The 23,459-nt window shown below is 71.4% G+C and carries 21 protein-coding genes and 2 pseudogenes; 7 read left to right on the forward strand and 16 right to left on the reverse strand.

What is annotated here, in order from left to right:
• Nucleotides 1-206 precede the first annotated feature (206 nt).
• Nucleotides 207-1,670, forward strand: a complete 1,464-nt coding sequence (locus ASG45_RS14945; protein ID WP_055839357.1) for a mannitol dehydrogenase family protein — start codon at nucleotides 207-209, stop codon at nucleotides 1,668-1,670.
• Here ASG45_RS14945 and ASG45_RS16405 read toward each other — a convergent pair.
• The 8 genes from ASG45_RS16405 to ASG45_RS14985 all read right to left on the reverse strand — a co-directional run bounded on the left by ASG45_RS16405 (nucleotide 1,617) and on the right by ASG45_RS14985 (nucleotide 10,585).
• Nucleotides 1,617-2,843 (reverse strand): alpha/beta fold hydrolase, encoded by a 1,227-nt coding sequence (locus ASG45_RS16405; RefSeq protein ID WP_055839360.1) that lies wholly within the window; start codon nucleotides 2,841-2,843, stop codon nucleotides 1,617-1,619. The two genes, ASG45_RS14945 and ASG45_RS16405, sit on opposite strands and share 54 nt — an antisense overlap.
• Nucleotides 2,840-3,763, reverse strand: a complete 924-nt coding sequence (locus ASG45_RS16410; protein ID WP_162239425.1) for a hypothetical protein — start codon at nucleotides 3,761-3,763, stop codon at nucleotides 2,840-2,842. Before ASG45_RS16410 ends, ASG45_RS16405 begins: the two co-directional genes overlap by 4 nt.
• Nucleotides 3,760-4,221, reverse strand: coding sequence for a hypothetical protein (locus tag ASG45_RS16415; protein ID WP_055839366.1), 462 nt, complete (start codon nucleotides 4,219-4,221; stop codon nucleotides 3,760-3,762). Before ASG45_RS16415 ends, ASG45_RS16410 begins: the two co-directional genes overlap by 4 nt.
• Nucleotides 4,222-4,243: 22 nt before the next feature.
• Nucleotides 4,244-4,798, reverse strand: coding sequence for a hypothetical protein (locus tag ASG45_RS16665; protein ID WP_199858839.1), 555 nt, complete (start codon nucleotides 4,796-4,798; stop codon nucleotides 4,244-4,246).
• Between the two features lie 318 nt (nucleotides 4,799-5,116).
• Entirely contained in the window at nucleotides 5,117-6,775 is a 1,659-nt protein-coding gene (locus ASG45_RS14970) for an alpha-amylase family protein (protein ID WP_055839373.1), read from the reverse strand.
• A gap of 292 nt (nucleotides 6,776-7,067) precedes the next feature.
• Nucleotides 7,068-8,039, reverse strand: coding sequence for a LacI family DNA-binding transcriptional regulator (locus ASG45_RS14975; RefSeq protein ID WP_083285975.1), 972 nt, complete (start codon nucleotides 8,037-8,039; stop codon nucleotides 7,068-7,070).
• A gap of 242 nt (nucleotides 8,040-8,281) precedes the next feature.
• A complete protein-coding gene (locus ASG45_RS14980) occupies nucleotides 8,282-9,169 on the reverse strand; it encodes a tagatose-bisphosphate aldolase (protein WP_055839379.1) in 888 nt (295 codons plus the stop codon).
• A 63-nt stretch (nucleotides 9,170-9,232) separates the two neighbouring features.
• Nucleotides 9,233-10,585, reverse strand: coding sequence for an FGGY family carbohydrate kinase (locus ASG45_RS14985; protein WP_055839610.1), 1,353 nt, complete (start codon nucleotides 10,583-10,585; stop codon nucleotides 9,233-9,235).
• A 101-nt stretch (nucleotides 10,586-10,686) separates the two neighbouring features.
• Here ASG45_RS14985 and ASG45_RS16020 point away from each other — a divergent pair, with 101 nt between their 5' ends.
• On the forward strand, nucleotides 10,687-11,901 hold the full coding sequence (locus ASG45_RS16020) for an HAD-IA family hydrolase (protein WP_162242855.1): 1,215 nt from the start codon (nucleotides 10,687-10,689) through the stop codon (nucleotides 11,899-11,901).
• A gap of 55 nt (nucleotides 11,902-11,956) precedes the next feature.
• Here the strand turns inward: ASG45_RS16020 and ASG45_RS14995 are convergent, their stop codons facing one another.
• Nucleotides 11,957-12,454, reverse strand: coding sequence for a TetR/AcrR family transcriptional regulator (locus ASG45_RS14995; RefSeq protein WP_268773604.1), 498 nt, complete (start codon nucleotides 12,452-12,454; stop codon nucleotides 11,957-11,959).
• A 184-nt stretch (nucleotides 12,455-12,638) separates the two neighbouring features.
• Between ASG45_RS14995 and ASG45_RS15000 the strand changes: the two genes are divergently transcribed.
• The 5 genes from ASG45_RS15000 to ASG45_RS15020 all read left to right on the forward strand — a co-directional run bounded on the left by ASG45_RS15000 (nucleotide 12,639) and on the right by ASG45_RS15020 (nucleotide 15,868).
• Nucleotides 12,639-13,304 (forward strand): SDR family NAD(P)-dependent oxidoreductase, encoded by a 666-nt coding sequence (locus ASG45_RS15000; protein ID WP_055839386.1) that lies wholly within the window; start codon nucleotides 12,639-12,641, stop codon nucleotides 13,302-13,304.
• A 26-nt stretch (nucleotides 13,305-13,330) separates the two neighbouring features.
• The gene (locus ASG45_RS15005) at nucleotides 13,331-13,966 is read left to right on the forward strand and encodes an NAD(P)-dependent oxidoreductase (RefSeq protein ID WP_055839389.1); all 636 of its coding nucleotides are present in this window, start codon (nucleotides 13,331-13,333) and stop codon (nucleotides 13,964-13,966) included.
• 122 nt (nucleotides 13,967-14,088) lie between these two features.
• Complete coding sequence (locus tag ASG45_RS15010) at nucleotides 14,089-14,316, forward strand: hypothetical protein (protein ID WP_055839392.1); 228 nt, start codon at nucleotides 14,089-14,091, stop codon at nucleotides 14,314-14,316.
• Between the two features lie 135 nt (nucleotides 14,317-14,451).
• Complete coding sequence (locus tag ASG45_RS15015) at nucleotides 14,452-14,727, forward strand: immunity 22 family protein (RefSeq protein WP_055839395.1); 276 nt, start codon at nucleotides 14,452-14,454, stop codon at nucleotides 14,725-14,727.
• Nucleotides 14,728-15,040: 313 nt separating this feature from the next.
• On the forward strand, nucleotides 15,041-15,868 hold the full coding sequence (locus ASG45_RS15020) for a CPBP family intramembrane glutamic endopeptidase (RefSeq protein WP_055839403.1): 828 nt from the start codon (nucleotides 15,041-15,043) through the stop codon (nucleotides 15,866-15,868).
• A 51-nt stretch (nucleotides 15,869-15,919) separates the two neighbouring features.
• Here ASG45_RS15020 and ASG45_RS15025 read toward each other — a convergent pair whose 3' ends face one another.
• The 7 genes and pseudogenes from ASG45_RS15025 to ASG45_RS15055 all read right to left on the reverse strand — a co-directional run.
• Nucleotides 15,920-18,727 carry an FAD-binding and (Fe-S)-binding domain-containing protein gene (locus ASG45_RS15025; RefSeq protein WP_055839405.1) on the reverse strand — a complete coding sequence of 936 codons (2,808 nt, stop codon included), beginning with the start codon at nucleotides 18,725-18,727 and terminating at the stop codon, nucleotides 15,920-15,922.
• Complete coding sequence (locus tag ASG45_RS15030) at nucleotides 18,724-19,722, reverse strand: 1-phosphofructokinase family hexose kinase (protein ID WP_055839408.1); 999 nt, start codon at nucleotides 19,720-19,722, stop codon at nucleotides 18,724-18,726. Before ASG45_RS15030 ends, ASG45_RS15025 begins: the two co-directional genes overlap by 4 nt.
• Complete coding sequence (locus tag ASG45_RS15035; RefSeq protein ID WP_235561638.1) at nucleotides 19,719-20,546, reverse strand: class II fructose-bisphosphate aldolase; 828 nt, start codon at nucleotides 20,544-20,546, stop codon at nucleotides 19,719-19,721. Before ASG45_RS15035 ends, ASG45_RS15030 begins: the two co-directional genes overlap by 4 nt.
• 159 nt (nucleotides 20,547-20,705) lie before the next feature.
• Nucleotides 20,706-21,161: a substrate-binding domain-containing protein gene (locus ASG45_RS15040; protein WP_055839411.1), complete on the reverse strand. Its 456-nt coding sequence runs from the start codon at nucleotides 21,159-21,161 to the stop codon at nucleotides 20,706-20,708.
• 54 nt (nucleotides 21,162-21,215) lie between these two features.
• Nucleotides 21,216-21,967 (reverse strand): annotated as a pseudogene (locus tag ASG45_RS16790) (substrate-binding domain-containing protein); the annotation flags it as partial.
• A gap of 153 nt (nucleotides 21,968-22,120) precedes the next feature.
• A complete protein-coding gene (locus ASG45_RS15050; protein ID WP_055839414.1) occupies nucleotides 22,121-23,203 on the reverse strand; it encodes an ABC transporter permease in 1,083 nt (360 codons plus the stop codon).
• Nucleotides 23,200-23,459: pseudogene (locus tag ASG45_RS15055) on the reverse strand (sugar ABC transporter ATP-binding protein); the annotation flags it as partial. The pseudogene ASG45_RS15055 and the gene ASG45_RS15050, both read right to left, overlap by 4 nt.

Genomic DNA, 23,459 nt, shown 5'->3' on the forward strand with positions numbered 1-23,459 from the left:
CCCCGGATGCCGGGACCCCCACACCCGCGTGGGGGTCCCCGCATCCCCCCTTCGCGTGAGTCGCCACACTTCGTCGCTTCGGACACCACGCCGGCGACAAGTCTTGGCGACTCACGCGCGGCGCGAAGCGCCACCGCCGCGAAGACCCCTCCCGAGCCCGTCGACGGCCCGGGCCCCCTGCCACCGCCGCACCCACGGAGTCCCGCATGACCGATCTCACCGCCGCCGCCCTCCCCTCCCTCGCGGCGAACGTCTCCGTCCCGACGTACGACCGGGCGGCCGTGCGCACGCGGATCGTGCACTTCGGCGTCGGCGGCTTCCACCGCGCGCACGAGGCGATGTACCTCGACCGGCTGCTCGAGGCCGGGCACACCGAGTGGGCCCTCTGCGGCGTCGGCGTGCTGTCGTTCGATGCCGCCATGCGCGATGCGCTGCGCGCGCAGGACACCCTCTACACGCTCGTCACCGAGGCTCCCGACGGCACCTCGACCGCACGCGTGGTCGGTTCGATCGCGCAGTACCTCTTCGCCCCCGACGACCCCGAGGCCGTGGTCGCCAAGCTCGCCGACGCCGACACGGCCATCGTCTCGCTGACCATCACCGAGGGCGGCTACGGCATCGACGACGCGACCGGCGCCTACGCTCCGCGCGACGAGGCCACCCTCGCCGACCTCGAGGGCACCGACGCCCCGCGCAGCGTCATGGGCTTCCTCTCCGAGGGGCTGCGCCGCCGACGGGATGCCGGCACCCCGGCCTTCACGGTGATGTCGTGCGACAACATCCAGGGCAACGGCCACGTCGCCCGTGCCGCTCTGCTGGGCTTCGCCGAACGGCTGGACCCCGAGCTCGCCGCCTGGATCGCCGAGAACGTGTCGTTCCCGAACTCCATGGTCGACCGCATCACCCCGGTCACCACCGACGCCACCCGTGACGCGATCGCCGACGAGTTCGGCATCCGGGACCTCTGGCCCGTGCGCTCGGAGTCGTTCGAGCAGTGGGTGCTCGAGGACTCCTTCTCGGCGGGCCGACCGCCCCTCGACGAGGTCGGGGTGCAGCTGGTCGCCGACGTCGAGCCGTACGAGCTGATGAAGCTGCGGCTGCTGAACGCGTCGCACCAGGCGATGAGCTACCTCGGCATCCTGTCGGGAGCCGAGTTCGTGCACGAGGTCTGCACCGACCCGCTGTTCGTGGCGTTCCTGCAGGGGTACATGCACACCGAGGCCATCCCGACCCTGCGTCCGGTGCCGGGCATCGACCTCGATGCCTACTGCGACCAACTCATCGAACGCTTCGGCAGCGAGGCCATCCGCGACACCCTCGCGCGTCAGGTCGTCGACGGCTCGGACCGTCTGCCCAAGTTCCTGCTGCCGGTCGTGCGCGAGCAGCTCGCCGCGGGCGGACGCATCGACCACGCAGCCCTCGTGCTGGCGGGCTGGAGCGTCTTCCTCGAGGGACGCACCGAAGCGGGCGAGGCGACTCCGGCCGTCGACAGCCGTCTCGACGAGCTTCGGGCGATCATCGCCGAGGACCCCGCAGCCCTGCTCGACTACGCGCCGGTGTTCGGCGACCTCGGCCGGAACGCGCGACTGCGTGAGGCGTACCTGGCGGCGCGGGCCTCACTCGCCGAGCGGGGCGCTCGCGGCGCGATCCAGGCCGTGCTCGACGCCTGAGCGCGGGCTCGAGGCTCCGCCCTCTCCGCGCGCGGCGGCGGCGCGGGCGACCTCGCGCAGGAAGCCGGCGATGGCGTCGTGGAATCGCTCGGGCTGCTGGTTCGCCTCGTTGCAGTGCCCCGACGAGTCGAACGCGACCAGGGTGGCCTCGGGATGCCGAGTCACGTACGCCGCCGAACCCGCGAACGGCACCACCGGGTCGGCGCGGCCGTGCACGATGAGCGTCGGCAGGGCCGCCCCCGGGCGCGGCCCGTCGACCCAGTTCAGGGCGCGGGCGTCGACGGCCTCGATCAGGCCCAGGGCGCTCGCGCCCGCACGACTGCCGAGCACCCGCAGAGCCGACGCGCCGATCGAGCGGGGCAGGTGCGCGCCGTCGACGGCGCTGTGCACGATGCGGGTCCAATCCAACGCGGGCGCGACGAGCACGAGGCCGGTGATCCGTGCGCGGTGCCGGGACTCTTCGAGCGCGAGCATCGCGATCGTCGCCCCCATCGACCAGGCCACCAGCACGATCTCGCGGGCCCCCCGCTCGACCGCGTAGGCGATGGCGTCGTCGACGTCGCGCCACTCGCGCGTGCCGAGGGTCGAGGGCAGGGCGTCGGCGGGGGCGGCCTCGTCGTCGCCGGCGTACGACACCACGAGCGACATCCATCCGGCGTCGTTCGAGGCCGGAGCCGAGCGCAGCGCGCCGTGGCGACTCGAGCGCAGCCCGTGCACGTGGATGGTCCAGCCGCCGTCGGCGTTCGCGGGGTCGCCGATCTCCCACGCTTCGGCGGTTCCGCCTCGGCGCAGCGGAATCGCGACGTGACGCGTGGGGCCGACGTCTTCGGGCGCGCCGATGTTCTGCGAGGTCCATGCCGCTGTGGCGGTGCCATCGCCGAGCCCCGCCGGGCGGGTGAGGATCGAGCGGACCACGCGGTCCCCCTCGACGCGGATGACGTCGCCGACCATCAGGTGCGCTCCGTCGTCGAGGCGCAGTCCGTAGGTGCCGGGCTGTCGACTGTCGTCGGTCGCCGGCACCGACACCGTGTCGCCGGCGATCGTGACGGGCTCGAAGACCTTCGCGGCGCGCGGCGCGATCAGACGCCGTGCGACGTAGCCGGCGAGCGCCGTGTGCGCGACGGCGAGCGTGGCCGCGGCCACACCCGCGCCGATGACGAGCGGTCGGATCATGCGCGGACTCCCGGGGTTCGGCGGGTGAGGTGGGCGTCGACGTCGTCGAGCAGCGCGCGCTGCGCGGGCGTCAGGGGCACGGACCGCGCGATCGCGTCGTCTTCGATGGCGACGCGCAGGGCGTACAGCCGCGTGTCGAGGGCCGGGTCGAGGGCGATGCCCGAGAGGTCGGTGGCACCGCGCTCGCGCGCGAGGTTCTCGAGACGCTCGAGCAATGACGCGCCCCGACGCCGGATGGTGGTCGCGGCGCGCGACGCGACGAAGATCCCCGCCACGAACGACACGACGCCCAGGTAGAACAGCGGGTCGAACAGGGCGCTGACCACGGCGTTCGCGGTGAAGAACCGCGTGAGGGTGAGGTCGACGATCTCGCTGAGGCAGCCGAGCACGATGGCGACGGCCCCGAGGCGGAACAGCAGCCGACTCACGGGCAGCGAACCGCGTGCCGAGCGCAGCAGCAGCACGCCCACGAGCGCGATCCCGCCCATGTGCAGCACGCCGTACGCCCACGCTCCGGTCGAGGTCTCGGCCGCGGTCTCGAGGAACAGGAACGACGAGGGGCCCCGATCGGGCACCGCCACGAAGAACACGACCGCGAACAGCGCCCCGAGCAGCAGGGGGAAGCGCCACCGCAGGGTGGGGATGCGCGCGGTCGCCGGGGCCGTTCCCGCCTGGATGCCGAGCCACAGGGCCACCATGGTGAGCACGTTCTGCACGAGCTTGAGGATGTTCGTGCCGCCCAGTGCCCCGTCGAGCACCTCGATCGGGATGACCGTCCCCTGGGTCAGCAGGGCGATCGCGCCGACGAGCGCGGCGAGCCAGGCGATGCGGGCTCGGGGCTGTCGCCAGGCGACGCGCGCACGTCCCACCACGACGAGGACGAGTCCGACCAGCGCCGCATCGATCAGCAGCACGGTCACCACGACAGCTCGGCGACCCGGGGGCTGGTGTACATGAGCTTCGCGATGGCGTGAGCGACGTGCTCGGCCACCAGCTCCGCCTCGACCTCGGGCGTGGTGAGGGCGGGGTTCGCGTGGGGCGAGACCGAGGAACGCTCGTGCAGCGCTCCCGTGCAGTGCGCATCGTCGAGCAGGTGGCCGAGCTCGTGCGACGCGGCGAACTGGCTGTACAGCGGCGCGTCGGCGGCGCGCACGTGGATGGTGCCCTCACGCCGGTCGGGGAAGTAGGCGAGGAATCCCGTCAGGGTCCCCCACGTGGCGGTGTCGGACTCCGCGACGACGGTGAGACGGATGTCGACGGCCGCTTCGACGGCGCGGACGACCTCGGCGAACGTCATCCCCGGCGCGAGCGCGGCGCGCGCGAGCGCGCGATCGACCCGGGCCTGCACCCGGGCACGCGTCTCGTCGGCCTGCGTCATCGCCGGTCCCCCTCGCGGTCGATCATGGTGTCGGCGGCCTGCCACGGAGCGAGTGGGCGATCGCGCGCAGGGCGTCGGGCGACATCTGCCCGAGGGCGCGGAACTGGATGCTCTCGGCCCCCGCCGCGCGCATCGCCTCGCGCAGTTCGAGTTCGGCCTCGGTGCGGTCGGTGAGCGCCTCGTCGGTGTGGTCGGTGAGGTATTCGACAGGAACGTCGGCCCACTGCGTGATCTGCCGCAGCACCTCTTCGTCGACCACGACCGTGTTCGTCGTGGCGTCGAGCAGGCCTCGGGCACCGGCCGCGACCGACGGGTCGGCATCGTCGAGGTGCCCCAGGAGCTCGGTCTCGGTGGCGGCCTGGCTCGAGATGAGTCGGCGCACGCGTTCGCTCACGGCACCGGCGGGAACCCGCATCTCGACGCGCGGCGCCGACTCCGGGCTCGCGAGCTCTTCGGGGGCGACGCCCAGGACGGCGGCGAGCGATTCGATGTCGTTGGTGTTGTACGGCAGCGAGAAACCGGCCCGCGACTGGTAATAGCTCTTCGTCATTCCGGCGCGACTGATGAGCTCACCCACGGTGAGCCCTTTCGCCTTGCGCAGGCGATCCACATTCGCCACCACTCGTCGGGAGTACCGAGAGGGTGGTCCGACAGCGCCACGACCCACGTCTTCGATCGTAGACGACCCTCACCCGGGGGGAGGTGATCGTATTTACGTGACGCCGGGAGTGCTATTTACGATCCTCTGTGCTTGGATGAATACGAGACATCGCGTGCGGCCCCCCGGCTCGTTCCGCCCGCGTGCGTCGGATGACGCGGGGCTGCCGCTTTTCTCGCCTACGGGCGCGGCGGCATTGGGGGACGCCGCGCCCGTTCTCCCCTCTCGGCGAGACGGTCAGGCGATGCGTCGCTCCCCCGGACGGATGACCCGCCACCAGCTGTGGCCGTAGCCCTCGAGGGCGACCTCGAACCTCCCGTCCTTCAGCGGCACCGGACCCTCGGTGTCGCTCAGCAGGTTCACCACGCTCCACCCCTCGGCATCCGCTCCCTCGAGAGTGAGGTGAAAAGTGCGTCCATCCGGGGCGAAGTTGTGCGCGGCGACGACCATGCCGAGTTCGCTCGTCACCGAGTGAGCCAGCACGCAGGCGTGGGGCTGATCCAGGATGCCGAGCTCCCCCCACCCGATCTCGGGCGAAGCGCGGTAGTGGCGCACCAGGTTCTGGACGAACCTCAGCATCGAGTCGGGGTCGTGGCGCTGCTGGGCGACGTTGACGTGCTGCGGGCCGAAGCCGCCGGGAACCACCTGTGCGACGAGATCATCGCCGTCGGCGTGCGAGAAGCCCGCGTCTTCGGCGCCGGTCCACTGCATGGGAGTGCGAACGGCGGCGCGGCTGCCCTCGATCTCGGGGTTCTCGCCCATGCCGATCTCTTCGCCGTAGTACAGCACGGGCGCGCCCGGCAGCGAGAAGACCAGGCTGTAGACCATGCGGATGCGACGAGGGTCGCCCTCGAGCATCGACGGCAGGCGGCGGGTGATTCCGCGGCCGTGGATGCGCTGACCCGCGTTCGGTGCGAACGCCTCGAACACCTCGTCGCGCTCGTCGGCCGTGAGCTGGTCGAGGGTGAGCTCGTCGTGGTTGCGCACGAAGTTGCCCCACTGATTGCCCCGGGCGATGTCGGGCCGCGAGAGGAGCGCATCGCGGAGCGGACCGGCATCCTGACGGGCGAGCGAGAGGAAGAGCCGCTGATTGGCGACGAAGTCGAACTGCATGGTCAGCTCGTCGCCGTCGGCGTCGCCGAAGAAGCGCAGCTGCTCGTCGTAGGGCAGGTTGACCTCGCCGAGCAGCATGGCGTGACCGCTGCGGCGCGAGACGTAGCCGCGGAGCTCGCGCAGGAACTCGTGCTCGGGTCCCTCCTGCCCGTCGATGAGGTGGGGCACGGCGTCCACCCGGAAGCCGTCGATGCCCAGTTCGAGCCAGAAGCCGATGGCTTTCGCGATCTCTTCGCGCACCTCGGGGTGGTCGGTCGCGAGATCGGGCTGGTGCCGGTAGAACGAGTGCTTGTAGTACTGCCCCGCCGTCTCGTCGAAGAACCACACGCCGTCTTCGACATCGGGGAACATGCTCGCGGGGGCGTCGTCGGGCACGTCGTCGCGCCACTGGTAGAAGTGGCGGTACCGGTTGTCGCGACTGGTCCGCGCCTGCTGGAACCAGGGGTGCTGGTCGGAGGTGTGGTTGACCACGAGGTCGACGATCACGCGCATTCCCCGGTCGTGCGCGGTCCGCAGCACCTCCACCATGTCGCCCAGCGAGCCGTAGCGGGGGTCGACGCCGTAGTAGTCCTCGATGTCGTACCCGTTGTCGCGCTGTGGCGAGGGGTAGAACGGCGCGAGCCACAGGCACGTGACCCCGAGCTCGGCCAAGTGGTCCAGGCGCTGCGCGAGGCCCCGAAGATCTCCGATGCCGTCGTCATCGGCATCCAGGTAGGTCTTGACGTCGAGGTTGTAGAAGACGGCGGTCTTCCACCACAGGTCGCTGGTGTCGGTGAGTCTCATGCCGTCGTCACCCCCGTCGCGGTGTCGGGGTGGCGCGCGGTGGTCGCGGAGGTCGTCATCGGAGCCCTCTTCTCGGGAGCGGTGGCGGCTGGTCCCCTTCGTTCTACCCACCGCACCTGATCATCGGCGGCCTCTTGCCTCGGTCGCGGTGATGTGCGTCGTGCGGTGTCGCGTGGCGGGCGGAGGAGCAGGGACGAACGGAGGACGCACCACCCGCGAGGGCCCTCCCCCCGACCCACGCCCTCCGCCCGTCACCGGCCGCGGGGCAGCGCCACCAGCAGCGGAGCGCGGGTCAGAGGCGGCAGGACTCCCGCTCGACCAGCGACACGTCGATCACCGTGAGCTCGTCGAGGCCGAGGCCGGCGTCGGGCCGCAGGCGCGCGAAGACGCGCTCCGCGGCGAGCGCTCCGATGCGGCGCGGATCCTGGTCGATCACGGTGACGGCCGGGGTGAGGGTGTCGGCCATCGGGAAGTCGCCGAAGCCGACGAAGGGCATCGGCGCCCCGCGCAGCACGTGCGCGAGCGCCATCGAGGAACGGGCGTTGGCCGAGAACAGCGCCGTCGGCGGCTCCGCCAGATCGCGGAGCCGTGCGAGGGCGGATGCCGCGGACTCGCGGTCGGAGACCTGTGAGGCCACGAGCTGCTCGTCGATCTCGACGCCGGCGTCGCGCAGCGCCCGGCGCCAGCCCTCGACGCGCTTGGTCTCGGTGGACAGGTGCACCATGTCGCCGACGTACGCGATGCGGCGGTGCCCGTGCGAGAGCAGGTGGCTGGTGGCGAGGTGAGCGCCGGCCTCGTCGTTCTCGGTGAAGGTGTCGGTGAGCAGACCCACGGGGGCACGGTCGACGAAGACGATGGGCGTGTGACCGCGCCAGCGCTCGAGCCACGAGTGGTCGGTGCCGACGGGCGCGATGACCAGCCCGGTCAGCTGGCGACCGAGCAGGGACTCGAGCGCGGGGCGTTCGTCGTCGGGATCCTCGCCGAGGCTCGTCACGAGGGTCGACAGGCCGTGGCGGCGCGCGGTGTCCTCGACGGAGCGCGCGATGGCCGCGAAGAACGGGTCGACAACGTCGGGCACCGCGACGCCGATGACCGAGGCGCGACCGGCGCGGAACGTCGTGGCCAGGGCGTTGGGCACGTAGTTGAGGTCGCGCATGGCCGCCTCCACCAGCGCGCGGGTGTCGGGCAGTACGTGGGGGTCGTCGTTGAAGACGCGCGACACCGTCTTGGTGCTCACACCGGCGCGCAGGGCGACGTCGCGCATCGTGGTCACGAGGCACCTCCGGGGTGTGGGCGAGTGGCGGGTCCGACGAGCCACCCTATCCGGCGGTCACCGCCGACCAGCGCCGAGACGGCGGGGGCCGACGCCGCCCCCCGCCGGGCGGAAGAGGCGTTCTCCCGCCCGGCACCGTGGCATCCGTCCCCCGCGCGCACCCGCGGCGAGATCGGCCGAGGGGCGTCGGACGCGATCATGGACGGACCCGGCGCCGGGCGGGCGTGGTCATCTCAGCGGCCGTCGACGGCGTCGGCGAGCTCGCGCAGGCGCGGCAGGGCGCGGCCCGAGAGCAGCTCCTCGCGGCGGTCGGCGTCGATCGAGAGGCTGTCCTTCCACAGTGACCGACCGGCCATCGCGCCCGACGCACCGTTGGCGACGGCCGTGCGCACCTGCTCGATGAAGGTCTCGTGGTCGACACCGGCCGACAGCACGGCCCACGGCACACCCTGGGCGACCTCGGTCACGCGGGCGCTGGCCTCGGCCGAGCCGGGGTACTGGAGCTTCAGGATCTTCGAGCCGCACGCGACCGCCAGTTCGGCGCCGTCGACGACGAGGTCGGCGAACTTCGCCTTGTACTCCTCGTCGCTCTCTTCCTCGAGCTGGTACGTGAGCAGCTCGACGATGAGCAGCAGGCCCTCGGCCTCGCAGGCGGCGACCAGGTCGCGGATCTCCTGAGCGACGCGGGAGTCGGCATCCTGCTTGTCGGGGCGCGTGTAGTAGAGCATCTTCGCGACGGTGCCGCCCATGTCGCGGACCGTGCGGGGGGTGACGCCGGGCACGAAGCGCGTGTACTTGAGGCCGTCGACGGTCTCGAAGCCCGAGGCGTCGAGGCCCACGACGAGTCCGGTGTCACGGTCGAGAACACCGTCGTCGACGATCTGCGGCAGCGCGACCTCGGGGTCGAGCAGGATCGCGGGAGCGTGGTTCGCGAGGTGGCGGACGAGATCGGCCTTCACCTCGGCGAGCTCCTCGCGCGTGATGGCGTCGGAGCCGTTCGGGGCGTCCTTGATCGCGGCCTTCATACCGTTGCGCTGGTCGGCGGCGACGATGAGCATGTGGCCGTCGGGGGTGCTGATCGACTGGAGCGCGCGGCGCTCGAGCGTGGTGAGTTCGTTCATGTTTCTCTCTTCTCTGGGGTGTGCGCGCGCGTGCGGTCGGTCGGGGCAGGCGCGAGGGTCGGGTCAGGAGGGGACGGATGCCGAGACGAGGCGCCGCGCCATGTCGGCGGCTCCCCACGCGACGTCCTGCTCGCGGGCGGACAGGGCGAGGTCGGGCAGGGCGTGGGCACGGGCGCGTCGGACCGAGGCCATGCCCGCCCACCCGCCGGTGAGCGTGGAGTGGGTCGCCGGGGCGACCTCACGGTCCATCGCGGCGATGAGCTCGGCGATCTCGGCGTTGCTGTGCCGGAGGGCGGCCCCGAAGATCTCGGCGGGAGAGGCCTCGGCGTGCAGCGTCAGGCGCAGGACGCCGTCGTCGTTGCGCGCCCCGGTGACCTCGATCGCGCCGGCCGGCAGCTCACCCTCGTAGGGAAGCGCCATCACCGCGGCGTCGAGGGCGTCGCGCCCCGCGCGATCGCTGATGCCGCTCGCGTGCAGCACGCGACGCAGCAGGAGCCCGGTCTTGACGCCGGCGACGAGCACGTGTTTGCCGGGCACGACGTGGCGCACCTCGTTGATGAGGGCGTCGGCCAGGCGCTGGCGCGCGGCGTACCCCAGGGGCGCGTCGAGCACGCGCAGCAGTACCTCGGCCGTGCCGAGCGAGACGTGGTACCCGTCGGCATCCAGCGTGCCGTTGGCTTGAGCGGCCACGAGGTGGTCGTGGCCGGCGACGGTGAGGGCGGCACCCGCGACGCGCGGGCCGAAGACACCGGAGGCGACGCCCCACGAGAGGCCTCCGCCGCGGAGCGGGGGAAGCAGCGTGTCGTCGACGCCGAGGGCGTCGAGCATCGCGGGCCACGCGGCGCCGGAGTCCTGATCGATGAGGCCGGTGCGTGAGGCGAGCGAGAGCTCGAGGGCGACGTCACCGCCGAGGGCGGCGACGATGAACTCGGGCAGGTCCAGCCAGCGCAGACCCGCGAGGTCGGTGCCCTGATCGCGCAACCAGGCGAGCTTGGCGACGCTCACCTGCGCTCCGAGGGGCAGGCCCGTGCGCCCGGCGAACTCCTCGCGCACCGTCCGCGGGAACGCCGCGATCTGCTCGAGGCCGCGCGGGTCGAACCAGGCGAAGCCCGGGCCCGCAGCGGCACCGCTCTCGTCGATCAGGATGCCGGTCTCCCCCATGCCGGCGACGGCGAGCGAGGTCAGCGGCTCGGCGGTCAGCGGGGCGAGGTCCGCGTCGACGAGGTCGACGAGCGCGCGCGCGGAGGCCAGCAGGTCGGCGGCGTCGATGTCGGTGGTTCCGCCCGCTCCGACCCGCCACGGGGTGGGTACCTGAGCGCCGGCGATCTCGGTGCCGTCGTCGTCGATGACCAGCATCTTGATCGCGGTGCTGCCGAGGTCGAGCCCGGCGTGGAGGCGCGCGGACCCCGAAACCATGTCACCGGTGTCTCGCATGAGCGGCCGTCCTTTCCGGAACTTCTTCGAGTCCCGGAATTTCAAGCATGACACCGGTGACTTGCTACGTCTATGGTGGGGGTATGCCGTCGCCGTGTCAAATACCCGAATCGCTTGCCGTCGTCGTCGCCGGCACCGCCGGCAGCGGCAAGAGCACCCTGGGTCGGGCGATCGCCGAGCGCCTGCGGGCGCCCCTCGTCGACCTCGACAGCGTGACCACGCCGCTGCTCGACGCCCTGCCCGACGGCGCGCTGGGCGACCACTGGCTCACGTCGCCGCACGGTCCCGCGATCCGCGCCGGACGCTATGCCGCCCTGCGCGCCACCGCCGCCGACGCCCTCTCCACGGCGGGCCGCGTGGTGGTCGTGGCGCCGTTCACCGCTGAGCTCACCGGGGGCCCCGAATGGGACGCCCTATGCGAGGCCCTCGCCCCCGCCGAGCTGCACGTCGTGCACGTCGACGGAGATCCCGCCGTGTTGGCATCCCGTCGCTCATCCCGCGGCGCGTCTCGCGACGCCCACCGCCCCGACACCGCTCCCGTGGCACCCTCGATCCCGGTCACCGCCGTCGACGCCGAGCTGTCGACGGCGCAGCAGCTGGCCCGCGTCCTGCCGGCGCTCGGGATCCGGCGGCCGATCGATGCGGACGCCGAGATCTTCACGCGCGAGTTCGACGCCGTGCTGTTCGACCTCGATGGCACGCTGGTGGACTCCACGGCATCCGTGGTGCGGTCGTGGCGCCGCTTCGCCGAGCACTTCGACGTGTCGATGGAGGCCCTGCACGCCAACCACGGCCAGCCCGCGCGCACGCTCGTGGGTCATCTGCTGCCCGCCGACCGGCATGTCGAAGCCCTCGCGCACGTCACCGACCTCGAGGTCACGGATGCCGTGGGCCTTCTCCCCATCCGAGGCGCCGACGCGTTCTTCACCTCGGTGCCGGCCGAGCGACGGGCCATCGTGACGTCGGGGTCGGTGCCGATCGCCACCGCCCGTCTCGCCGCCGCCGGGTACGAGCGTCCCGACGTGTTCGTCACGGTCGACGACGTCGAGAACGGCAAACCCCACCCCGAGCCGTTCCTCACCGCCGCCGCCCGCCTCGGCGTCGACCCCGCGCGCTGCCTCGTCGTCGAAGACGCGCCGGCCGGCATCGCGGCAGCCCGCGCCGCCGGCTGCGCCGTGCTGGCGCTGACCGGCACGACGGCGGAGGAGGAGCTGACAGCCGACCTGGTGGTGGACGGACTGGATGCCGTGCGGCTCGAGGTCGCGGCATCCGGAAGGCTGCGGTTGGTGCCGGCCTGACACCGGCTGGCTGCGGGACGCGATGAACGCCGCATCCCGCGACGCACCGGTGGCGTCAGTTAATCCAGACGGCGGCGATGCTGCGGTCGACAACCCGCCGCCACCCCGCGGGGGCTGACGGGTCGTGGCTTGCGGTTCCTGCCATCCAGAGCACCGTCATGAGGTCGTCGGCGGTGAACTCTGGGGAGAGGACACCCGCCGCGTGAGCGTCGTCGATCAGGTCCCGGCCGAGCGCGGTCGACCGATCGCAGGTTTCGATGAGTGACGTGGCGTTCGGGAAGCGACGGAGCATGGCGTCGTTCAACGCCGGATCGGCGACCTGCAGGTCGATCATCCCCGCGATGAACGCCTCCAGTCGCGCCCGGGGCGACGGTTGACTCAGTGACTGCTCCTTGAGTGCCAGGAGCTTTTCACCGGCGATTGCGGTGATCACGGCGTCGATGAGGGACTCCCGGGATCCGACCCGGTTATAGAGCGTCCCGATACTCACGCCGGCCTCCCGAGCGATCTCCTCCAGCGGAGCGGAGAGGCCGCGGCGCGAGAACACCGACAACGCGGCGGCGTGCAGTCTCTCGACGTTCGCCAGGGCGTCTCGGCGGAGACCGTTCGCACGTGTCATGACACTCCAGTGGATATTGAGGGCACCCTCAACATAGACTGGTGCAACTTGAGGGCGCCCTCAATCTACCTCACCCGTGAGACGCCCTGCGAGATGTCAGGGCGCGAAAGGACACATCATGCCGCTCATCACCATCATTGGAGCCGGTCCCGGACTGGGTCTCGAGATCGCCCGCGCCTTCGGGCGCAGGGGCTTCGATGTCGCTCTCGTGGCGCGTACCCAGACCAGGCTCGACTCTCTCGTCCAGACCCTCGTGGGCGAGGGAATCACGGCGCACGGGTTCACTGCCGACATCAGCCGACCGGACACCGTCACGACCGCCATCCGCACGATCAAGGACACGCTCGGCCCGATCGACGTGCTCGAGTTCTCGCCGGCAGACCCGTCTCTCGTGCCCGTCGACGTGCTCGAGGTGACGATGGAGAACCTGCAGCCGCAGATCGACTTCTATCTCGGAGGCGCCCTCAACGCCGTCGGGGCTGTGCTGCCAGACATGATCGCGGCCGGCGAAGGCACCATCCTCATCACGACGGGCGGTGGCTCCTTCAATCCCATGCCCTTCCTCGGCAATGTGAACATCGCCGCAGCGGGACTTCGCAACTGGACTCTCAATCTGCACAACGCACTGGAGCCCAAGGGCGTCTACGCCGCGCACATGGGCATTACCGCCCTCATCGGAGCCGGCCACCCCGACGCCGAGCCCGATGTCATCGCGGAGGCGCTGGCACGGCTGCACGACGAACGTCGGCTGCCCGAGCTGCACTACGTCGCTTACAACGGCTGACACACGGACCACGCGAGGGAGACGTAATGGAACTGACCATCTTCGGCGCCACCGGTCGCACCGGCATGCGCGTGGTCGAACAGGCACTCGTCGCGGGGCATGACGTGGTGGCGTTCGTCCGCAATCCGGCAAAGCTCACCGTGCGCCACAGCCGGCTGCGGGTCGTGCAAGGCGACCTGACCGACGCGGTCGCCATCGAAGACGTCGTCCGCGGCGCCGACGCCGTGCTCGCCACCCTGACCCCCAACCTCGCCCGCGGGTCCAAAGACATGCCCGTCGCGACGGGAACGCGCCACATCGTGGCGGCAATGCGCACCCACGGAGTCCGCAGGCTCGTCTTCAGCTGGGGGCCGAGCATTCTGATTCCCCGCGGCCCGCTGACACGCGCGTTGAGCAGAGCGAGCTACGCCCTGCTCGGATTGGGGCCCGAGTCCCGCGAGGTGGGCGAGGCGATTCGCGGCTCCGATCTCGACTGGACGACCGTGGTCGTCACGATGCCCCACGACAAGCCGGGAACGGGACGTATCAAAGTGCGAGGGGCGACGGCCGGCGCAGGAGACCGGGTCCGGTGGCGCATCTCCCGCGCCGACCTCGCGACGTTCATGCTCGCTCAGGCTGACGATCTGCGATACGCCCGGCAGGAGTTGCGCATCAGCAACTGATGGCCCTCTCGTGCTCCGCAGGCCGTGGACGGGACGGGAGCCCCGTGAAACCGTCTCGTCGAAGGCACTAGTGGCCGGCACGACGTCGATCCGCCAGAACCGCTTGCCAGTACCCTCGGAGGATGGGAAAGAAGCTCGGACTCGTTCTTGCGGGCAGCGCCCTCATCGGGCTCTTTCTTGCCTGGATGCTCTTCAAGGGAACTCACGCGGTTCAAGCCTTGATCGACCCGAATCCATGGCTCGGCTTCGCCGCCTGGGGACTCGCATGGCTCTGCGCACTCGGTGGAGCCGCGCTCGTCGCTCGCGTGGTGTTCCGTGCAGAAGCAGATCGGGTAGACGAGGTCGACTGAGGCGGTCTCGACCCGGCGGCGCGGGCCAGGGCACAGGCGGAACTCGGAAAAGAGCGGGGTCTGGCCGAGGCCGTCGCCCTGCCCGCGCTGCTGGCGGAGATGCGGGAGTCAGGCGTCGTCTGGTGTTCCCGCACGGTGGCCCCGGTCCCCGAAGCACCGAATGGGCCGGCGGTTGGCGAGCGCTACTCGGCGGACGCGCTCATCGCGCCGGGCACGGTCTCGATCTGGGTGGGTCGATTCGGCGATGAGGACGCCCTCGACGATTACGTCACGTTCCGCTATCCGTCGGACGAGGGGTGGAGTCCGTTCACGCGCGATCACGGGCTGGACTGGATCGACGAAGACTTCGCGGAGGCCGATCCAGCGCTTTCGAAGGCGCGCACCTTCTGCCGATACCTGGTGGTCGACTGACTGGCTGCCGTGCGCCTCGAGGTCGCGGCATCCGGCGCGCTGCGGCTGGCGCTGGCTTCCGCGCGTTAAGCAGCCGCCGGGCCGCTGCGGCGCTCAGCCTTGCGCGCAGCCCGGGTCGGAGCCCCCGCCCCGCAGCCCGGCAGCCGAGCCCCGCCCCGCACACCTCCGGCAACCCACCCCACCACCCGCTCCCACCCACACTTCCCCCGCGAAACGCAGGAGTTGTGCCGAAGCCGCAGCGCACACCCCGCCATCGCGGCCCCTCTGTCACGATGAATCACGAACGGGCGGCAGGGCATTCAAGGGGGCAGACATGGCGCGCGTCGCATCGAGCTGGTCGAGATTCTGGAACAGGGGCGGGTTCTGGCGGGCGCTCCTGCTCGCGGTCGTCTATCTCGGCGTCTATCTGCTGATCGGTTTCCTGCTCAGCCGCGTGCTCACCCCGGGCGGAAGCCTGCGGGGCGAGACGGGCAGCGCCGGCGACGTGTTCTTCGGCACCGGCGTCCCGATCCTCGTCACCGGGGTACTGCTCGTCGCCTTCGCGGCGTCGGTCGGGTGGCGCCGAGAGCTGTTCTCGCGGCAGACGCTCGGTGGGCGCCGGTGGATGTGGACGGCCGTGATCGTCGTGCTGGCGATCAACGTCTTCGCCCTGCTCTCGATCGGTTACGCAGCCGCGGGGCTCCCGCTCGTCGGCGCCTGGTTGGTGACGGGACTGTTCATCGGCTTCGTCGAAGAGCTCGTCACGCGCGGCTTCGTGGTGAACCTCATGCGCAGGGCCGGTCACCGCGAGATCGCCGTGGCCCTCGCCTCGGCCGGGATCTTCGCCGCGCTGCACCTCGCCAACCTGTTCACCTCGACCGAGGGCGTCGCCGTGGTGCTGCAGCAGGTCGTGTACACCTTCTTCTTCGGCCTGTGCATGTACCTCGTGCTGCGGGTGACCCGCACGCTGATCGCCCCGATGCTCGTGCACGCGAGCACCGACCCGACCCTCGAACTGCACGCCCTGTTCCCGGCCAACGGCCTGCTCGGCGTCGTTCCCACGCTCAGCACCTACATCGTCGTGCTCACCGGGCTGATTCTGCTGATCGCCCTGATCGTGAGTGAGCGCCGCCGCGCCGCCGCCGCACCCGCCTTCGAGTGAGGGGTCGATTCCCGTCGCCGCGGGGCTCCCGAGGCGGCGGGGCCTGACGCCTCACGCGCCGGACCGCGTCGCCCTCTCGAGCAGCTCCAGCACGTGCACGTACGACTCCCCCGTCGCCTTCGTCATGCCCAGCTCGCAGGTGCGGTTGCACGAGGCGTACGCGTCGGCGCCCCAGCCGGCGACCTCGGCCGCCTCAGGAGCGGTTGCGGCCTCGGTCAGCTCCGGGTGCAGCATGCCGCGATCGCCCGCATACGCGCAGCAGCCCCAGGCGTCGGGGACGCGCACCTCGGATGCCACGACCGCACCGATCGCGCGGAGTGCCGGGTCGATGCCCAGCTGCGTCGACGAGCAGGTCGGGTGCAGCGCCAGCAGCTCGGCCACCGGTGTCGGGGTGAGACGCGGAAGCAGATCGGATGCCGTGAAGGCCACGGCATCCAGAACCCGGATGCCGTCGTCGCGCAGCGTCGCCGCGAAACCCTCGGTGCAGCTCGACGCGTCGCACACCACCGGGAGGGCGCCGTCGCGCGTGGCCTCTCGGACGGCCGCACGCACGCGGGCCGACATGGTCGCGTGCCCCTTCGCGTAGCCCTTCGACGACCACGGGGTGCCGCAGCACAGCGCGTCGATGCCGTCGGGGACGACCGCCGAGACGCCGGCGCGCTCCAACAGCCGGGTGAACGCCGCGGTCGCGCCGATGCCCTCGGAGGCGCCGAACATGCTGCCCACGCAGGCCGGCAGGAACACCGCCACGGGCTCCACACCCGCCGCGCCGACCCGAGACCCCAGCGACCGCCGCGATGCCCCACCGGCGGGAAGCTCCGCCGAGTACCGCGGCACCGTATCGGCGCCGAGCACCGCGCGGGCGGCATCCGTCACCGTCCGCACGAGCGGCGTGGGCAGCGCCGCGGCGACCGTCAGCGCGGCGGATCCCGCGCGCGTCACCGCTCCCCATCCGGTCGCCGCCGCCGACCATCCCGCGGCCAGCACCGGGTTGGCATCCTCCCGCCGGAAGCGCTTCATCAGCGTCCCGGTGTTGATGAGCACGGGGCACGCCGTCTGGCACATGCCGTCGACCGCGCAGGTCTGCACGCCGTCGTAGTCGTAGTCGCGCTCGAGCTCCGCGACGAGAGCCCCGTCGCCGCGCTCGCGGGCTGCGGTCGACGCCCTCCGCACGACGATCCGCTGGCGCGGCGTCAACGTGAGCGATCGACTCGGGCACACCGGCTCGCAGTATCCGCACTCCACGCACCGGTCGGCCTCGGGCTCGATCGACACGGGCGTCTTCAGGTCGCGCATGTGCGCGCCGGGGTCGTCGCTGATGATCACGCCCGGATTCAGGATGCCGCTCGGGTCGAGCAGACGCTTCAGCTCGACCATCACGTCGTACAGTTCGTCGCCGTACTGCCGGCGCACGTACGGCGCCATCGCGCGACCGGTGCCGTGCTCGGCCTTGAGGTTGCCCCCGGCGTCGAGCACCAGGTCGACCATCGCCTCGGTGAACCCCTCGAACCGACCGAGCGCTTTCGCGCCCTCGAAGCGGTCGGTGAGCATGAAGTGGATATTGCCGTCCTTGGCGTGGCCGAAGATCACGCTGTCGGAGTAGCCGAATCGCGCGAACAGCTGCTGCAGCCCTTCGCAGGTGTCGGCGAGACGCGCGACGGGCACGACCACGTCTTCGAGCAGCGCCGTCGTGCCCGAGGGGCGGGCCCCGGCGACCGAGGCGTAGAGGCCCTTTCGGAAGGTCCACGCGGCGGCGCGCTGCACCGGGTCACGGGAGAAGACGGCCGCGTCGAGCAGGTCCTCACCGGCGAGCACGTGTGCGCCCGCCCCAGCGAGCTCCCGGAGCGCGGGAGCGTCGTCCGCGTGGTACTCCACGAGCAGCGCCGCCTGCGCCGTGGCCTCGAAACCGTGGATGGCGGCGGGAGTGCCTGCCAGACGCTGTCCGACGCGCAGGGAGGTGGCATCCATCAGCTCCAGCGTCGCCACTCCCGTCGACACCAGGGCGGGAAGAGCGCGGGTGGCCGCGTCGAGCGTGGGGAACACCGCGAGCGTCGTGGCGACGGCCGGGCGGATCGGCACCGTGCGGAACGTCGCCTCGGCGACGAACGCGAGCGTCCCCTCGGATCCCACCGTGAGGTGCGCGAGCAGAGCCGCCGGGGTGTCGAAGTCGAGGAACGCATTGAGGGCGTAGCCCATGGTGTTCTTCATCGCGAACTGCCGCCGGATGAGCGAGACGCTCGCGGCATCGCCGACCACGCGCTCGCGCAGCCGCATCAGTCCGGCGACCAGCGCCGGCTCGCGATCGCGCAGCACCGCGTCGGCGTCGGGGGCGGCCGTGTCGACGACGGTCCCGGATGCCAGAACCAGCACCAGTCCCTCGAGGGTGCGGTACGAGTTCTCCTCCGTTCCGCACGCCATGCCGCTGGAGTTGTTCGCCACGACCCCGCCGATCGTGCACGCCGCTTCGCTCGCCGGATCGGGGCCGAGCCGGTGCCCGTGCCGCAGCAGACGCGCGTTGACCTGGCGCACCGTGGCGCCCGGCTGAGAGCGCACGCGGCGCCCGCCGTCGAGCACGTCGATCCGCCCGAAGCCCTGCCGCACGTCGATCAGCAGTCCCGCTCCCGACGACTGCCCCGACAGGCTGGTGCCGCCCGAGCGGAAGGTCACCGCGGTGGCCGAGGCGGTGGCCGCCCGCAGGATCGCTCCCACCTCGGCCGCGTCGGCGGCGACCACCACGGCATCCGGGGTCAGCAGGTAATGGGAGGCGTCGTTGGCGTAGGCGACCCGGTCGATCGCGCGCGTGCGGACGCGCGACACGTCGGCGACCGCCGCGGTGATCTCGGGAGCGAGGACGCTCACGCGTCGCCCTCCGGGTTCAGAGCGCGAGTGAGGTCGGGCTCGGTGTCGACGAGGGCCCGGATGCCCTGGGGCGGTCCCGCGACGAGGGTCGACGCGTGCGCCACCGCGTGGGCTCCCCACTCCGCGGCCGAGGCTGCGGCCACCGCGAGCGGATCGGCGCCGGCCGCCTCCGCGGCGGGCGCGCGTGTGAGACCGAGCAGGAACCCCGCCAGGGCGGCATCCCCCGCCCCCGCCGTGTTGGCGACGTGCGGGGCCTCGGCGCGGGCGAAGACCACCCGCTGGTCGGTGACGGCGAGCAGGCCGTCGGCGCCCATGCTCGCCAGCACGATGCCCACGCCGCGCGCGACGATCTCGCGCGCGGCGGTGACGACGTCGCCCAGGGTGGTGAGGGGGCGCCCGACCGCAGCGGACAGCTCGTCGACGTTCGGGGTGAGCAGGTCGATGCCGGCGGGGTCGGCGAGCAGCGCGTCGAGCGCGGCTCCGCTGGTGTCGACGGCCACGCGGGCACCGCGCTCGCGGGCCGCCGCGCGGACGGCGGTGAGGTCGACGAGGGCGTGGGTTCCCGCGAGCTCCGGCAGGCTGCCCGAGATGACGAGCCAGGGCTGCTCCCGCGCGGCGAGCTCGTCGCGCACGGCCGACACCGTGGCATCCCACGCCTCCGCCGACAGCGGCGGGGTGGGAGCGTTCACCTTGGTGGTCGCTCCGTCGGCGTCGACGATCGACGTGTTCACGCGTGTCGCGCCGGGCACCTCGACGATGCGCAGCAGGGGGGCGGTGAGTCCGCAGCGCGCGAAGCGCACGTCGTCGGCGCCGAGCACCACGACGGCGGCCGTAGGCGCGCCGCCCGCGGCGAGGGCGGCCGAGACGTTGACGCCCTTGCCGCTCACCTCGCGCGTGTAACTGTCGGCGCGGGCGAAGGCGCCGCGGCGCAGGATGCCGACGCGGTAGGTCGCGTCGATGGCCCCCGCCGCGGTGAGGGTGACGATGCCGGTCATGCGGTGCGTCCGGTGATGACGTCGAGCAGTCGATGCACTTCGCCCGCGACCGCCTCGCGGCCGGGCGAGAGCCAGCGGCGCGGGTCGATGGCATCCGGGTCCCGGTCGAGCTCCGCGCGCACCGCGGAGGTCAGCACCTGGTTCAGGTGCGTGCCGACGTTGACCTTGCGCACGCCCGCGCGCACGGCGCCGTCGATGCCGGCGTCGGCGACGCCGCTGGAGCCGTGCAGCACGAGGGGCACGGACAGGGCGGCCGAGAGGTCGGCGATCAGGGCTTCGTCGAGCCGCGCCGTACGCTCGCGCATGGCGTGCTCACTGCCGACCGCGACGGCGAGGGCGTCGACGCCGGTCTCGCCGACGAAGCGCACGGCCTCGGCGACGTCGGTGCGGACGCCCGGTGCGTGCGCGCCCTTGCCCCCGATCTCGCCCAGCTCGGCCTCGACCCAGGCGCCCGCGGCGTGCACGCGTGCAGCGACGGCGGCGGTGCGGTCGAGGTTCTCGGCATCCGGCAGGTGGGCCGCGTCGAACATGACCGACCGGATGCCGACGGCCAACGCCTCGTCGACGAGCGACTCGTCGGTGGCGTGGTCGAGGTGAACGACGACGGGCACCCGGGCGGCCTCGGCCAGCCGTAGCGCGGCCGAGGCGGCCGGGGCGAGCCCCCCGTGGAACGCGATGGCGTTCTGCGACAGCTGGAGGATCACGCCGCGGTCGGCGGCTTCGGCCCCGGCGACGATGGCCTCGGCGACCTCGAGGGTGATGAAGTTGAAGGCCCCGACCGCGCGGTGCGCGGCGAGCAGTTCGGGCATGTCGGCCAGCGGCACGGCGGTGTCTTTCTCGTCGGTGGTGATCGGCGGCGCTTCGCGCGCGCGTGAGTCGCCAGCAGGTGTCGCCGATGTGGTGTCCGAAGCGACGAAGTGTGGCGACTCACGCGGAGGGGGGAGGTCGGATGCCGGGACCTGGGAGCCCCGGCATCCGGGGTGTCAGCAGCTGGACTTGTAGACCGCGTCCTTGCCGTCGGTGTCGATGTTGTCCTTCGTCAGAATCGTGAAGCCGGTCTGGATCTTCTCCTCCGTCGCCTCGCCCTTGAGCGCGGCGATGGCCTGCTTCACGCCGTCGGAGCCGATGGTGGCGGGCTCCTGCGCGACGAGCGCCTGCACCGTGCCGGCCTGGAGGGCCTTCACCTGGGCGGGGCCGGCATCGAAGCCGACGATGGTGACGCCGTCGGAGCCGATGGTGGCGGGCTCCTGCGCGACGAGCGCCTGCACCGTGCCGGCCTGGAGGGCCTTCACCTGGGCGGGGCCGGCATCGAAGCCGACGATGGTGACAGCGCCCTGCTTACCGGCCTGCTGCACACCGGTGGCGGACCCCTCGGCGGCGAACAGGTTCGCGGCGAAGATGCCGACGATGTCGGGGTCCTTCTGCAGCGCGGCGGTCACGATCTCGGCAGCCGCCGCAGGGTGTCGAACTCACTGGCGGTTGTCGTACTGCTNGCGCCCTGCTTACCGGCCTGCTGCACACCGGTGGCGGACCCCTCGGCGGCGAACAGGTTCGCGGCGAAGATGCCGACGATGTCGGGGTCCTTCTGCAGCGCGGCGGTCACGATCTCGGCCGCCGTGGAGGGCTCGTTGTGCGAGTACTGCACACCCACGGATTCGAACTTCGAGTCCTTCGCGACCGCGTCCTCGAAGCCCTTCGCTCGGGCGTCCGTGGTCGAGATGCCGGGGTCGACCGAGACGACGAGCACCTTGCCGCCGTTCGGGTTGGCCTCCTGAATGGCTTCGAACGCGGCCGCTCCGCCGCCCTCGTTGTCGGACGAGATCTGCGAGACCGCGCCCGAGGGGTCCTCCAGCGTCGTGTCGACGAGCACGACCTTGATGCCCGCCGCCTCCGCCGCCGCGATCGGCGCCTGCATGGCCGACACGTCGGTCGGGGCGATGAGCAGCGCGTCGGGCTTCGACGCGACGATCGCGTCGACGATCGGCTTCTGCAGGGTGGGGTCGAACTTCTCGGGACCCTGGGTGGTGACGGTGGCGCCTTCCTTGGCGGCTTCGTCCTGGATGCCGCACTGCATGGAGATGTAGAACTCATCCCCCGCGACGCCCTGCACGAACGCGATCTTGTACCCGCCCTCCGCGCCGCCCGACGCGGAGCCCGACGAGGCTCCGCCGGAGCACCCGGCGAGGACGAGGGTGGCTGCGGCGCCGAGGGTGGCGAACGCGAGAACCTTGCTGTTCCACTTCATTGTGATGACCGTTCTCTCTTGGTGGGGTCGGATGCCGGGCTTCAGCTGCGGCGTCCTCCGCTGACGAACTTTCGCCAGAGGCTTTGGGTGTTGCCGCGGGTGGCGGCGGTGCGGCGTACCTGGTCGACGTAGACGGCGGTGATCAGCACCGCTTCAGCTGCGGCGTCCTCCGCTGACGAACTTTCGCCAGAGGCTTTGGGTGTTGCCGCGGGTGGCGGCGGTGCGGCGTACCTGGTCGACGTAGACGGCGGTGATCAGCACCGCACCGACGGCGACCTGCTGCCAGAASGGCTGGACACCRGTGATGACGAAGCCGTTCTGCAGGACGGCGGGGATGAAGAGGCCGACGACGGTGCCGAAGATCGTGCCGACACCGCCGAACAGGGACGTCCCACCGATGACGACGGCGGCGATGACGTTCAGGTTGGTCTGCGACTGTCCCGCGATGGCGGTGGTCGAGAACTGTGAGAGGGCGAGGATGCCGGCGAGGCCCGCGAGTGCTCCCGACAGGGTGTAGACCGAGATGAGGTGGCGGTCGACTTTCACGCCGACGCGGCGGGCGGCGAGCTCACTGGAGCCGACGGCGTAGGTGTACAGCCCGAACTTGGTGAAGTGCAGCACGACGGCGCCGAGCACCACGACGACGAGGGCGATGACGCTGATGATCGGCAACGACCCGAACACGTTGCCGTACCCGATCGACACGGTCAGCACGGTAGGAACGTCACGCACGTCGACTCCACCGGTGAGGATCTGCGCGAGGCCCAGGGCCATGCCGAGCGAGCCCAGCGTCACGATGAGCGGCGGGATCTTCGCCTTGGCGATGAGGAAGCCGTTCAGCAGCCCCCAGCAGACGCCGCTGAGGATCGACACCAGGATGCCGATCGTGGCGACGCCCCACCCTTCGCCGCCGAGGGCGCGCATCACGAGGGCCGAGACGACGCCGGAGAACACCAGCACCGACCCGATCGACAGGTCGATGCCGGAAGTGATGATGATGTACGTCATCCCGACGCCGAGCACCGCGAGGATCGAAGCGTTCTGGATGATGAGGCGGAAGTTGGACCACTGGGCGAACGACTCCGGCGCCAGAGCGCTGAAGATCAGCACGATGACGATGAGGATGATGAGGATCTGGAAGGCCTGCGCCTTCAGCAAACCGACGAAGAAGTTCGGTTTCGAATCGTCGAACGTGCCGATCGCGACGGTCTCCGTCGGAGGTGTCGTGGTGCTCATTTGTGGTCGTCCTTCGTGACGGCGCCGGTCATGAGCCCGACGAGTTCTTCCATGGAGGTCTGTTTCGCGTCGATGTTCGCCACACGAGTGCCGAGGCGCAGCACCTGGATGCGGTCGCACACCTCCATCACGTGCGGCATGGAATGCGAGATCAACACCACCGCGATGCCCTTGTCCCGCACCCGCCGGATCGTCTCGAGCACGTTCTTCGTCTGACGCACACCGAGAGCAGCGGTGGGTTCGTCGAGGAACACCA

Origin of the sequence: Microbacterium sp. Leaf436 (assembly GCF_001424715.1) — a bacterium.
In the GTDB taxonomy this organism is placed as follows: domain Bacteria; phylum Actinomycetota; class Actinomycetes; order Actinomycetales; family Microbacteriaceae; genus Microbacterium.